Genomic DNA, 12,311 nt, shown 5'->3' with positions numbered 1-12,311 from the left:
ATTATCTCTTCTTCTTTTTGTTATAATTCTTGTCGCCGCGGGTTTTTGGCTTTTTGTATTTCTGCTTTATAATGCGTTTGTAAGAGCCACCTTGATTTTCCTTTCTGTTTTTTTCTTTCTTGTCGTGAAAGGCTGGACCAACTTCATCAACATTGCCAGGATTGTTGATTTCTATAACTTGAGGTTGCTCTTCAAAAGTTAATTCTTTAGAAATTTCAACTTCTATTGGAAAAGCAAGTTCTTCAAGTTTTAGATCCATCAAGGCTTCAATAGCTTCTTTGGCTTCGGCTTCTTTTTCAGTATAAAACAGAATTGAAGTTCCCTCCTGCTCCGCTCTTCCCGTTCTACCAATGCGGTGCATATAGTTTTCGGGAAAATTTGGCGTGTCGTAATTTATTACGTGACTTATTCGATCTAAATCCAATCCACGCGCCATAACATCTGTAGTTACAAGAATGCGTGTTTTTTCGGCATTGAAATTTTCTATGGAACGAATTCTATAATTCTGGGTTTTGTTTGAATGGATAACGGCTACTTCACTTCCAAAAAATTCATCTAGAATATCAAAAAGTAAATCGGCGTGTTTTTTATTTGGAACAAAAACGAGCACTTTTTTGAAGTCGTCTTCATTCTGAAGAAGCTCTTTTAAAAGATTTGCTTTAGTATAAAAATTGGGAACAGCATACGCAAATTGTGAAATATTTTCCAAAGGTGTTCCACTAACTGCAACCGAAACCGTGGCTGGAGCAATAAAAAAATCGTGGATAAAAACATTAACATCATCCGTCATTGTTGCGGAAAACATAATGTTTTGTCGTTTTGTAGGAAGCAGTTCTAAAATGTTTGTGAGCTGAAAACGGAAACCCAGATCGAGCATTACATCTACTTCATCTATCACCACTTTTTTGATAGATTTCAACTGAATGGCGCGGCTAATAATCAGATCATACAAACGCCCTGGAGTTGCTACAAGTATGTCGGTTCCTTGTGCAACGGCTTCTTTTTGATTGTTGATGTTTGTGCCACCATAAATACCCACAACACGAATGGACGAATATTTTCCGAACTTTTCAATCTCTTCAACTACTTGCAGCACTAATTCGCGCGTTGGCACCAAAACCATAACGCGCGGATGGACTTGCTTTGAAAACTTCAAATCCTGAAGAATTGGAAGCATATAGGCAAATGTCTTTCCAGTTCCCGTTTGGGCAATCCCAACCATATCTGTTCCAGACATAATTACCGAAAACGACTGCGCCTGTATGGGCGTAGGTTTTTCAAAACCTAAATCGGCAACGGCGTATTGCAGTTGTTTGGAAATGTTAAGCTCGTCAAATGATTCCATATCTTCTATTTGCTGCAAAAATAGGCTTTCAAGCGCAAATAATTCACTAATATAGATTTATTGACTTTTGAAAGCCCGTCTCAAACTCAAATTACGCTAGGATTCATCTTTTTTAAGGCATTTATTGCATAATTTGCTCCAAAGTTGGCATCAAGATTTAGTGATTCTTCGCGACCCAAAGTGTAATAAACGTGATCTATTCCTGCTTTTGAATAGCAAACTATCAAATCTGCAAGTACGTTGTAGGCTCCTTTGGTCATTTTGGAATTACTGTTTAATTGGCTATATGCCGAAGATGCGAATTTGGAACAATCTACCAATTCATCGCGGCTGTTGATGTAATTTTTACCTGCAATAACTTGGCAACCTGCAGACCAATTGGACGATCCAACTCCAGACCAGTGAATGTTGATGCTATTATTTACTTCTAGACTATTGCTTCCTCTTACAAGATCTGCAGCTGTCATGGAACTATCCTTATTCAAGTCGCGAAGGATGATTACTCCGGAAGGATCATACGGTTTTAGGGCACGATAAATCTTCGTTTCCACGGAAACTTTATGCCAACCGAATCTGTATTTATGTTGTCCTTCAACTAAAGATGGAGCATTTGAAACACTTACCATTTTCTTATTGGGATCTGTAGAGCCCCAAAACTTAAAAACCATTCCGTTAACGAGAAGAACAAAAAAGTCATCATTTGCACGAGAAACGGCAGCTGCATTGTCTTGTTTTCGACGGATTCCAATTAAGTGAACTTCATCTGTAGAAACATTCCAATCCTTCGCTTTAACGGTTGAATAGGTTTTGTTCAAGCTGTTTACAGCCTGCATAATAGGTCCTGGATTACTTATGTAATGCGCTTTGGATTCATTGAGAAGCTTTATCCAATCATTGTATTCTTTAGAAGGGTTTATAGCCGCTTTGCCCCAATCTGCAACTTTGCCTTGGCTTTTCCAGCGCTGCACATGTTGCATCGTTCCGTTACCCACAATACCGTCTGGCACCATTGTTTTATCGCCCTCTGGATCCATGGTACGGATATACTCTTGAAACAATCTAGCCGCGGCTTGGGTTACATAATCAAAAATTCCATCAATTACACCTCTTGGCATAAAGCCTGCTTTATAAAGAAATTGCTGAAGTTCCGCTACTTCTTTTGTCGTTCCTTCTCTAAAGGAACGCCAAGTGGTTCGGTCATCATCGCGAAAGGAAACGGCGTTTGCTGTTAATCCATCTTTGTGATAAGGTGATAAAAATCTTTTGCGATCTGCGGGAACTTTGCCCGTGTCGCAACTTCCAAGAAAAAGAGTGCTCATAATTATTCGTTTTAAGTTAAATTAAATATAAATAATGCCTAGCCTAGAAGCTTTAGCATAAATAAATTCGATTAAACGAATACTAATAATGAGGATAATCTAGTGAGGATAAAAACTAAGTTTTACAAACAAAACACTTTCAACTTCTGAAAGTTATTTTGTTATAGACAAAGTATTCAACTATAAATGTAAGTATTAAAATTTAAAAAATTGATTCTCTAAGCTGAAAATAAAATTAATCTTCTGGTGGAAAACCATTAATTTCTTCAAAAACAGTATCAAAGTTATCACGTAGATAACTGCGAAGTTTTAGTCGGTAATCATCTTTTAGCCAACTTATAAAGTTGTGGGTGCTTTTGCTGATGCATTGTGAGTACCTTTCAATACGGTAATCTATGTCGTCACCCAACATTTTTGCCAGACCTAAAGCGTCATAAACATCTTCGCTATTTTCTACACAAATGTAAGCGTGTTGCGCAATGGAACGCTCCAAAACTACTTTTGAAGATTCACCTTTAAAAGTTGCATCTTGATAAGTAGTTTTTATATTAAAAAACACTTCTTTACTTTTTGAAAATTCAGCCCGAAGCTCTTCAGGCATTTCATAACGGAAATTACTTTCCAACTCATCATCGCTAATTAGGCGATCCATATAATAGTCTGGCGAACGGAAAATTGCCTGCCAATCTAGCGGTGCTTCCCAAGGACCAAAACGTTGATAGTTGTTACCAAGATCGATAACCGAGAATCTAGATTTGTTGTTCAAAATTCGTGAACCACGACCAATCATTTGGAAGTAGAGCGTTAAGGAACGGGTTGCTCTGTTTAGGATTATGGTATCTATGGTAGGTTCGTCAAAACCAGTAGTTAGGATACTTACCGAGGTTAAAATTGCATCTGGCGTTTCGCGAAACCATTTCAAAATCTGTTTCCGTTGCTTTTTTGTTGCGGTATTGTCCAAATGTGCTACGGGCAAACCTTCGGCTTTTAAATGATAATACACTTGAATGGAAGTGTTTATACCATTGTTGAAAATCAAGGTTTTCTTTCCTTTTGAATGATTCAAATAGGCCTGATACAATTGATCCAACATTCCAACTGCGGAATATAGATCATCAGAAGATTTTACGGTATAATCGCCATTGGAACCAATTTCCAGGGAAGTAAGACCCATATTATATTGGAAAACTTCAACTTCCGCCAAAAATTCGTTTTCAATCAACGATTCTATGCTTTCGCCAACAATCAATTCTTGGTAATTATCCTTCATAGGAAGGTTTCGGTTGGAGCTTAATGGTGTTGCAGTAACTCCAAGAATGAACGATTTTTCGAAGAATTTGAAAAGTTTGGTGAAAGAATTGTAATGCGCTTCATCAATAATAACCAAACCAATGTCTGAAATATCCAACTTATCGTCGTTCAAACGATTGTTCAAAGTTTCAACCATCGCCACAAAGCAGCTATATTTGGCTTGATCGGCAAGGTTTGCAGTGCTGTTAACCACTTTGTTCACCACGCCAAAACTGGTAAGCATATCTGAAGTTTGCTTGCAAAGTTCCACGCGGTGGGTCATTACAAGTACTTTTTTGTTGTGGTTTCTAAGATATTGGCGAACTATTTCAGAAAAAATAACCGTTTTTCCACCACCAGTTGGGAGTTGATATAGTAAATGAAAATCATCGGGAGCAGTTTCAAACTTGTCAAATATGATGTCAATAGCGCCTTTTTGGTAGCTATATAGTTCTTTGTCAGTCTTTTTCTCTTGAATTGCGTCTTGAATCTCAGCCATAAAATCCCCATTTGTGTAGGTTTGCAAAACTACGTCCTTTTCTAGGTTTTGGACGAAGAATTGGCTGATTTATTTATTTTGGAAAAAACTTTAACTTTTAATGTGTTGTATATCTCGAAAACGATGAAAAGTTCTGGATTTTAACTACAAAGGGCACAATCCCGATAGCTATCGGGATACACAAAGGGCGCAGCGGGTTTGTTTTATGGGTTTTGTTTTGATTTTGTTTTCAAATAAAGTTGTTCCACTTTTTCACGTGCCCAAGGTGTTTTCCGAAGAAAAGTAAGGCTCGATTTTATGGAAGGATTGCTGTTAAAGGAATTGATTTTAATTTTTTCTCCCAAAGTTTCCCATCCGTAATATTCCACAATATATTCCAGAATATCTGCTAGTTTTATTCCATGTAGTGGGTTGTTGGGTTGTTCGTTGTTCATAATTTAACTTTAAAGTCTTTTCTCTTTATTCTCTCTTCTTTCTTCTAAAAAAAACCTACCAATCAATCGGTCTATAATCCTTCAAAAACTTACCGCTCCAATGTTTTCCCGTATTTATACCATCAATCAATGGATCCATAACACGAGCGGCGCCATCAACAATATCCAATGGCGGTTGAAAATCGTGTAGTTCCATTTTGCGCTTTGCTAGTTCTACGGGATCTTCATCAGTCACCCAACCTGTATCCACGGCGTTTATATAAATCCCTTCTTTGGCTAAACTTCCTGCGGCTGTATGTGTCAACATGTTTAGCGCAGCTTTGGCCATATTGGTATGCGGATGACGGTCTTCCTTAAAAAAACGATGGAACTTTCCTTCCATTGCCGAAACGTTTATAATGTGTTTTTTACCTGTGTTTTCCTTCTTCATAATTTCGCCTAAACGATTGCAAAGAACAAATGGCGCGATTGAATTTACTAACTGAACTTCAATCATTTCAGTAGTCTCAATTTCACCAAGCCTTAAACGCCAACTATTTGTTTTTCTGAGATCTACTTGTTGTAAATCTGCATCTAATTTTCCTTCGGGGAACACTTCTTTCGCACTTAAAGAATTGTCAAAACTATATGGAATCTGCGAAAGTTTCGCTGAAGCGCGTATTCCAATTCCAGGTTCAGAACCGTGCCAAGTAACTGGAAGATTTTTGTTTGGGTTTTTGCCAATATCCGCGGTTAGGGTTTTTAGTTCTTGCAAGCAATTCATGTGATCGTGCAACAAATGTTTTACGAATTGCGGATGCTCTTCAAAAGGCATTTCCTCTTTCGCCATTAAATGTTGGTAAAAACCTGCGGGTCTGCGAACGGTTTGTGCGGCGTTGTTGATGAGGATGTCGAGGTTTTCATATTTTTGCTCAATGTAGTTGCAGAAAATTTCAACACTCGGAATATGGCGAAGATCTAAACCGTGAATTTTCAAGCGATCTTCCCATTGATGGAAATCTTCTTCTTGCGCAAAACGGTAAGCAGAGTCTGCCGGAAACCTTGTAGTAGCCACAACAGTCGCTCCCGCCCTAAGCAACATTAGTGAAATATGATATCCGATTTTTAGGCGAGAACCAGTCATTACAGCAACTTGGCCAGTTAAATCAGTAGTTTGAAAACGTTTTGCGTAGTTAAAATCACCACATTCCGTACACATTGTATCATAAAAATGATGCATTTTAGTAAATAGCGTTTTGCAGACGTAGCAATTGCGTGGGGTTTCTAACTCTTGCATTTCTTCTGAAGACAAATCTGCTACTTGTAATAGTTTTGGAGCTACGAACACCACGTTTTCTCTAGCGCTTCTGATGCCAGTTTCTTTTCTAGCGGTTCTGTCTTTATTGGCTTGCTTGCGTTTTTTAGCTTTTTTGGCATCCTTTTTTCTTCGGGAAAACTCTTCACGATTTGGTCGCGAAAATTGGCCTGAAGCTTTTATTAAAGCGGTGCGCTGGTTTTTTGGTATTTCAAAAATATGGTCTGTATTGTTGTTTAGATGTTCAAGAATGGCGATACACTTCGCTATTTCTTCAGCGCTAATTTCTTGGTGGGCTTCATCTATCGACACAGTTTTGTTCAGATTCTCCATTTCTTCCTTCTTTGAAGTTTCTTTTTCAGAAACCTTTTGTGACATATTTTAATTTTCGGCAAATATAGTCACAGTTTTAGTTTGTAGCTAAATTTGTTTTTCTTCAAGAAAACTGTGAAGGTTTTTAAAAAATTAACCTGTTAAGTATTAAATATATACTAAAGTCATTTCAAAATTCTTCGGGAATACAACAAAGGCGTATCTTCACACAAACAAAAAAAAACAATCATGAACAATAAAGGAAAAGGATTATTAGCATTGCTAGGTTTAGCAGGTGGTGCATTTGCATTTTGGAAATACAAAAACATGACACCCGAAGAAAAACAAAATCTTAAAGATAAAGCAAACGAAACTGGCAGAAAAATTAAAGAAAAAGCTGGGGAAGTTGAAGATACCATCTCTGAAAAATATGATCAGCTTAAAAATGCTGCTAAAAGAGAAGCAAACGATCTTGCAAATTAATATTTTCGTTATTAAAAATGAAAAATCCCGCAAATTGCGGGATTTTTTCATGAGTGTAAGAAAGAATTAAATTTTCGTAACCTTCACTGCATTCATTCCTCTTTGGCCTTTTTCAAGTTCAAAGGAAACATTATCATTTTCGGTGATTTCGTCAATAATACCACTTACGTGAGTAAAATATTTTTCGTTGTTTTCATTGTCTATAATAAAACCAAAACCTTTGGAAGAGTCATAAAATGATACTTTTCCTTTTCTTACAGGATCAAAAGCTTCGCGGTCGCCTTCTTCTTTTGGAGGAATACCTAATATAATATCTTCAGCTTCAATTTCAACTTTCATAGAAGGATCTGGCGGAGTATCCACCAAATTTCCATTGTAATCTACGTAAACGAAATCTATACCAGGAGTTTTTTCCGATTTGCGGGCCTCTTTTTTCTTTTGCTTGTCTTCCCGTTTTTTCAGTTTTGCTTTTTCTTTTTCTTTTTTACTATACGTTTGTTGCGATTTTGCCATTTGTGTTTTTTAAATAAAAAAAGCCATCCACGATAGGCAGATGACTTTTAAATGAGTTATATGATTCTAATGTTGTTATTGTTTTACTTTACTGGGGTTTTAGTGTTTTCTGCCCTGATGGTACAAAGATACAGTAATTTATCTTCCTAAAGTCATAAAAAACGGTTAAAAGGTTTTATTTGTATTCGGCTAGAGCGTTCCTAAATCCAAACATAAACCTTCCAAGTTTGTCAATTTTCATTATTTTTATCGAAACTTAAAATATACTGCTTTTTGAGAATGGAGTGACTAAATGTTTCGCTTTAATATTTCTCAGAAACCATAATTCCTATAAAACTCTAATACATTTCATTTTGCAGAAACAAAAAATATTAATGGTCTGCCTTGGCAATATTTGTCGTTCTCCTTTGGCAGAAGGAATATTAAAATCTAAGATTGATCCGTCTAAAATAGTTGTGGATTCCGCCGGAACTGGTGATTGGCACGTTGGTGACGAACCAGATAAAAGAAGTATTGCCGTTGGAAAAAAATATAATATAGACATCACTCAACAACGCGGAAGACAATTCAGTAAAAAAGATTTTGATGATTTTGATTGGATTTACGTAATGGATAATAGCAACAAGGAAAATGTGTTGGCGCTTGCAGAAAAAGATTCACAAAGAATAAAAGTGAAATTGATTCTAGATGAAATTTTTCCAGGAGAAAACGTAGATGTGCCAGATCCTTATTTTGGTGGAGATAAAGGTTTCGAAAATGTTTTTAAAATGCTGGACGAAGCTTGTGATGAAATTGCGAAACGACTTTAACTAAGTTATCCGACTGATTTCTTTACATTAGTGCTTTCCCTAAAAAAAATGTTATGAAAAAATTTCTACCTTCACTTTTATTTCTATTTCTGTCAGGATTTGTTTTGGCTCAGAATGTATCTATTGAACTTTTTAAAAGTGGATTTTCAGATCCCTTAAGTTTACAAAATGCTAATGATGACCGTCTTTTTATTGTTGAACAAGGCGGAAAAATAAAAATAATTCAGGCTGATGGAACTGTAAATGCTACGCCCTTTTTAAACATTTCTGGACAGATTGCCAATGGAAATGAGCAAGGATTGCTAGGTTTGGCTTTTCACCCAGATTATGCCAATAACGGCTATTTTTTTGTGAATTACGTAAAACCTAACGGTGATACACAAATCTCGCGCTTTTCTGTAGATCCCACAAACCCAGATTTAGCAAACCCTAACTCTGAATTACCTATTATCGGCTATTCACAGCCATTTGCAAACCACAATGGAGGCAATCTGGTTTTTGGCCCAGAAGGCTATTTATACATATCTTCTGGTGATGGCGGTAGCGGCGGCGACCCAGGAAATCGGGCTCAAAATATAAATACGCTCTTAGGTAAATTATTGAGGATTGATATAAACAACCCAAGTGGAGGGAATAATTATGGTATTCCAACAGACAATCCTTTTTTTGGAAATGTAAATGCAAAACAAGAAATTTATGCTTACGGTTTAAGAAACCCTTGGCGTTTCTCTTTTGATTTTATTGGTAATAAACTTTGGATTGCTGATGTTGGTCAAGGAAATTTGGAGGAAATAAATCGAGTTGATATTGGTAATGCAGGACTAAATTATGGCTGGCGCTGTTACGAAGGCTCACAACCCTTTAACACAGAAAATTGTCCGCCACAGTCCGAATTAACCTTTCCTATTGCAGAATATACACACGCTAACGGAAATTGCTCCATAACGGGCGGCTTTGTTTACAGAGGTTCAAAATATTCAGATATTGCAGGATTTTACTTTTTTGCCGATTATTGCAGCGGTTTGATTGGAACGGTGGATAGTGCTGGCAATATAATGGAACACGGTAATTTTTCAGCAAGATGGGTTTCTTTTGGTGAAGACATAAACAAGGAACTTTATATAATAGACATAAATGGCGGTGACATTTACAAGGTTAAAGGAGGGCAAATAGTACGTATTGAAGATTTTTCTATTGAAAATTCGCTTCGGATGCATCCAAATCCAGCTTCGGGTAATGTTGTTTTCAGCTTGAAAGATGAAAATCTTCAAAATATTCAGATTTTTGATATTCGAGGCAGTTTGGTTTTTTCCGAGGAAAATATTTCCAGCAACGAAAAAACAATTTCAATTGAAATATTGAATTCAGGAATCTATTTCACAAAAGTAACTTCAGAAAAAGGACAAACCGCAGTTAAAAAATTAATCGTTCAATAATTAAGCAATGACTGTTCAGAAAGGAAACCTATACCTAATCCCTTGTCCGTTGGGAGATGTGTCGCCATTGGTCGTATTACCAATTTCAGTAAAAAATGCGGTTGAAAAAATTGACCATTATATTGTAGAGCACGAAAAAAATGCACGTCGATTTATAAAAAGTATTATTCCTGAAAAAAGTCAAGCTGATCTGAATATTCAAGAAATAAATAAGTTTACCAAGCCGGAAGAAATTCCACCAATGCTAAATCCGTGTCTTGAAGGTTTTGATGTAGGTATAATTAGCGATGCCGGTTGCCCCGGAATTGCGGATCCTGGTGCTCGTGCTGTACATTATGCGCACGAATCTGGAATTAAAGTAATTCCCTTGGTTGGGCCGTCATCGATTTTGTTGGCTATGATGGCCAGCGGTTTTAATGGTCAGAATTTTTCGTTTAACGGTTATTTGCCGATTGATAAAGGCGAAAGAAAATCAGAATTGAAACGTTTGGAAAAACTATCAAAAGACTTTGACCAATCGCAATTGTTTATTGAAACGCCATATAGAAACAACCAAATGCTGCAAAGCTTAACGGAAAACCTAAACGCTAAAACAAGAATCTGCGTGGCTTGTGATATAACCCTGCCAACAGAATACATAAAAACGGCGCCAGCGGAACTATGGAAAAAAATAAAGGTGGACCTTCATAAAAGACCCACCTTATTTATCATTCAAGGATAAAATTTACATTATCCTCGGTTTCTTGTTTGGAATAATGTGCGAAGTGTCATAACCCGAAAACTTTTTCAAGTAATAACGGATTGAAGCGCCATTGGCATCTTCGAAACCATTTTCACCACCACTTCTAAGAAATTTTTGAACATTTCCTGCTCCCGCAAGATGCGCAGCAGCTAAAATTCCAGATTCGGTAATTTTTACACCACCAATCGTTTTTCCAACAGAACGCTTAATGTCTTTTCTAAGAACCCACTTGTTTAAAGAAGTGTAAGCCAAAAAAGCCGATTCTTGTTGACGTGTATTGTAAAGAAAATTATCTGTATCCTTAAGTCCCATCATTCTAAGGGTAGCAGCAGAAAACTGATATTTACCCATATAACCATAATCATTCACGATATGATAATTACCTCTTGACTCTTTAAAACCAAGGGCCTCTTTAAATCCAACATAGGATTTCCCCAAAAACAAATAAAATTTCGGGGTCACAGGAGCCAATAAAGGAGTAAATTCAGCTTCTGTGGGAACGTTGTAATCTAACTCCAACCCTTCTGTACTAAAATCAGAGAAGTCGAAGCCATCTTTTGTAATGAAACCCGTCCCTACCAGTAAGGTAACAACAAGTAATACTGCAATTAGATATATGTTTTTTTTCATCAATTTTTAAAATTCGGATGTATAATTACATCTTAGTTTCAGCGCGCAAAGATACAGCTTTTTTTAAAAATCTGATTTATAGGCTGTTAAATTAATGTGAAAACAAAAACGCCCCTTTATTCATAGGAGTTACAAGAGAGTTCAATTCATTTTTAAAATATCAACGATTTAATCCCTGACTATTTACCCAACGCACATATTCCACTTTATTTGAATTGTGCTGCGCCAAGTTTTTAGCGAATTTATGATACCCAAAGTTGGTAACATCCGCCACAAAGTAGTAATAATCGTGCTTTTCAGGATTTAGAACGGCATCTATTGAAGAAATATCGGGCATCGTGATTGGTCCTGGTGGAACACCTGCATACTTATAAGTGTTGTATGGCGAATCCAACTCCAAATCTACATAGAGAACTCTTTTAATTATTTGGTTGTAATCGCCACTTTCGCGTTTTAGGGCATAAATAACCGTTGGGTCTGCTTGAAGTAGCATTCCAACTTTTAATCGGTTAATATAAACGCCTGCAACTCTTGACCTTTCATCAACTTTCGCCGTTTCCTTTTGAACTATTGCCGCCAAAGACATAATCTGTTCTTTGGTAAGGTTTAGGTTTTTTGCTTTTTTGGTTCTTGACTCGTTCCAAAAACGTTCGTATTCGGTTTTCATTCTATTTCGGAAAGTTTCTGCAGAACTGTTCCAATAAAATTCGTACGTATTTGGAATGTATAATGAAAGCGCGGTTTCTTCGTCTAAACCAACTTCCTTCAAAAATTCTGGGTCGCGCATTGCTTTTATAAGAGAAGTGCTATCCGCTTCAATTTGTTTAGAAATATGACCTGCCAAATCCTCTAAACGTTCTTGATTGTTGAATTTTATGTCAATTGGAATATTTCTGCTTCGCAATGTATTTATGATATCATTATTAGTCATTCCTTTCGTAATTATGAAATGTCCCGGCTTTAAATTCGAAGTATATTTCTTCTGATTTGCAACTGCATAAAACGTTTCCGTGTCTTTCAAAAGTGGCTCCAACTCAGCGACGACGGCATCTATTGAGGCATTGCTAGGAATATAAACATGTGCTTCATTATTGTTGAAGGCTGTGTTTCCAGAAAAGGCTGTATTGTAAACATACCAAGCAAAAGCGCCCATCCCAACGGCGCCAAGTAAAACAATAATTAGCAATATTTTTTTAATGTACATT

The 12,311-nt window shown here is 36.7% G+C and carries 12 protein-coding genes; 4 read left to right on the top strand and 8 right to left on the bottom strand.

Annotated features, from left to right (window positions below; all coding sequences use genetic code 11):
• Position 1: 1 nt before the first annotated feature.
• The 5 genes from AEQSU_RS11820 to AEQSU_RS11800 all read right to left on the bottom strand — a co-directional run bounded on the left by AEQSU_RS11820 (position 2) and on the right by AEQSU_RS11800 (position 6,514).
• The gene (locus AEQSU_RS11820) at positions 2 to 1,345 is read right to left on the bottom strand and encodes a DEAD/DEAH box helicase (RefSeq protein ID WP_014783092.1); all 1,344 of its coding nucleotides are present in this window, start codon (positions 1,343 to 1,345) and stop codon (positions 2 to 4) included.
• An 86-nt stretch (positions 1,346 to 1,431) separates the two neighbouring features.
• Positions 1,432 to 2,664: a peptidoglycan-binding domain-containing protein gene (locus tag AEQSU_RS11815; protein WP_014783091.1), complete on the bottom strand. Its 1,233-nt coding sequence runs from the start codon at positions 2,662 to 2,664 to the stop codon at positions 1,432 to 1,434.
• A gap of 235 nt (positions 2,665 to 2,899) precedes the next feature.
• Positions 2,900 to 4,453 (bottom strand): DEAD/DEAH box helicase, encoded by a 1,554-nt coding sequence (locus AEQSU_RS11810; protein WP_014783090.1) that lies wholly within the window; start codon positions 4,451 to 4,453, stop codon positions 2,900 to 2,902.
• A gap of 203 nt (positions 4,454 to 4,656) precedes the next feature.
• Positions 4,657 to 4,887 (bottom strand): VF530 family protein, encoded by a 231-nt coding sequence (locus AEQSU_RS11805; RefSeq protein ID WP_014783089.1) that lies wholly within the window; start codon positions 4,885 to 4,887, stop codon positions 4,657 to 4,659.
• A 55-nt stretch (positions 4,888 to 4,942) separates the two neighbouring features.
• Positions 4,943 to 6,514 (bottom strand): SDR family NAD(P)-dependent oxidoreductase, encoded by a 1,572-nt coding sequence (locus AEQSU_RS11800; protein ID WP_042492465.1) that lies wholly within the window; start codon positions 6,512 to 6,514, stop codon positions 4,943 to 4,945.
• 228 nt (positions 6,515 to 6,742) lie between these two features.
• Between AEQSU_RS11800 and AEQSU_RS11795 the strand changes: the two genes are divergently transcribed.
• On the top strand, positions 6,743 to 6,976 hold the full coding sequence (locus AEQSU_RS11795; protein ID WP_014783087.1) for a YtxH domain-containing protein: 234 nt from the start codon (positions 6,743 to 6,745) through the stop codon (positions 6,974 to 6,976).
• 66 nt (positions 6,977 to 7,042) lie between these two features.
• On the opposite strand, the gene AEQSU_RS11790 is transcribed toward AEQSU_RS11795, so the two are convergent.
• Positions 7,043 to 7,489, bottom strand: coding sequence for a cold-shock protein (locus AEQSU_RS11790; RefSeq protein ID WP_014783086.1), 447 nt, complete (start codon positions 7,487 to 7,489; stop codon positions 7,043 to 7,045).
• A gap of 374 nt (positions 7,490 to 7,863) precedes the next feature.
• On the opposite strand from AEQSU_RS11790, the gene AEQSU_RS11785 reads away from it, so the two are divergent.
• Genes AEQSU_RS11785 through AEQSU_RS11775 form a run of 3 tightly spaced genes read left to right on the top strand, consistent with a single transcriptional unit; the run spans position 7,864 to position 10,455 of the window.
• The gene (locus tag AEQSU_RS11785) at positions 7,864 to 8,298 is read left to right on the top strand and encodes a low molecular weight protein-tyrosine-phosphatase (protein ID WP_014783085.1); all 435 of its coding nucleotides are present in this window, start codon (positions 7,864 to 7,866) and stop codon (positions 8,296 to 8,298) included.
• A gap of 53 nt (positions 8,299 to 8,351) precedes the next feature.
• The gene (locus AEQSU_RS11780; protein ID WP_014783084.1) at positions 8,352 to 9,734 is read left to right on the top strand and encodes a PQQ-dependent sugar dehydrogenase; all 1,383 of its coding nucleotides are present in this window, start codon (positions 8,352 to 8,354) and stop codon (positions 9,732 to 9,734) included.
• Positions 9,735 to 9,741: 7 nt separating this feature from the next.
• On the top strand, positions 9,742 to 10,455 hold the full coding sequence (locus AEQSU_RS11775) for an SAM-dependent methyltransferase (protein ID WP_014783083.1): 714 nt from the start codon (positions 9,742 to 9,744) through the stop codon (positions 10,453 to 10,455).
• 3 nt (positions 10,456 to 10,458) lie between these two features.
• Here the strand turns inward: AEQSU_RS11775 and AEQSU_RS11770 are convergent, their stop codons facing one another.
• Positions 10,459 to 11,106, bottom strand: a complete 648-nt coding sequence (locus tag AEQSU_RS11770; RefSeq protein WP_014783082.1) for a hypothetical protein — start codon at positions 11,104 to 11,106, stop codon at positions 10,459 to 10,461.
• A 160-nt stretch (positions 11,107 to 11,266) separates the two neighbouring features.
• Positions 11,267 to 12,310 (bottom strand): endolytic transglycosylase MltG, encoded by a 1,044-nt coding sequence (gene mltG / locus AEQSU_RS11765; RefSeq protein WP_014783081.1) that lies wholly within the window; start codon positions 12,308 to 12,310, stop codon positions 11,267 to 11,269.
• Between the last annotated feature and the right edge of the window lies 1 nt (position 12,311).

Source organism: Aequorivita sublithincola DSM 14238, assembly GCF_000265385.1.
Classification (GTDB): domain Bacteria; phylum Bacteroidota; class Bacteroidia; order Flavobacteriales; family Flavobacteriaceae; genus Aequorivita; species Aequorivita sublithincola.
This window is presented reverse-complemented; position numbering and strand designations above follow the sequence as displayed.

Excerpts from the sequence above, each read along its gene's own strand:
- AEQSU_RS11820 (WP_014783092.1), bottom strand. The coding sequence starts at position 1,345 with ATGGAATCATTTGACGAGCTTAACATTTCCAAACAACTGCAATACGCC.
- AEQSU_RS11815 (WP_014783091.1), bottom strand. The coding sequence starts at position 2,664 with ATGAGCACTCTTTTTCTTGGAAGTTGCGACACGGGCAAAGTTCCCGCA.
- AEQSU_RS11810 (WP_014783090.1), bottom strand. The coding sequence starts at position 4,453 with ATGGCTGAGATTCAAGACGCAATTCAAGAGAAAAAGACTGACAAAGAA.
- AEQSU_RS11805 (WP_014783089.1), bottom strand. The coding sequence starts at position 4,887 with ATGAACAACGAACAACCCAACAACCCACTACATGGAATAAAACTAGCA.
- AEQSU_RS11800 (WP_042492465.1), bottom strand. The coding sequence starts at position 6,514 with ATGGAGAATCTGAACAAAACTGTGTCGATAGATGAAGCCCACCAAGAA.
- AEQSU_RS11795 (WP_014783087.1), top strand. The coding sequence starts at position 6,743 with ATGAACAATAAAGGAAAAGGATTATTAGCATTGCTAGGTTTAGCAGGT.
- AEQSU_RS11790 (WP_014783086.1), bottom strand. The coding sequence starts at position 7,489 with ATGGCAAAATCGCAACAAACGTATAGTAAAAAAGAAAAAGAAAAAGCA.
- AEQSU_RS11785 (WP_014783085.1), top strand. The coding sequence starts at position 7,864 with ATGGTCTGCCTTGGCAATATTTGTCGTTCTCCTTTGGCAGAAGGAATA.
- AEQSU_RS11780 (WP_014783084.1), top strand. The coding sequence starts at position 8,352 with ATGAAAAAATTTCTACCTTCACTTTTATTTCTATTTCTGTCAGGATTT.
- AEQSU_RS11775 (WP_014783083.1), top strand. The coding sequence starts at position 9,742 with ATGACTGTTCAGAAAGGAAACCTATACCTAATCCCTTGTCCGTTGGGA.
- AEQSU_RS11770 (WP_014783082.1), bottom strand. The coding sequence starts at position 11,106 with ATGAAAAAAAACATATATCTAATTGCAGTATTACTTGTTGTTACCTTA.
- mltG (WP_014783081.1), bottom strand. The coding sequence starts at position 12,310 with ATGTACATTAAAAAAATATTGCTAATTATTGTTTTACTTGGCGCCGTT.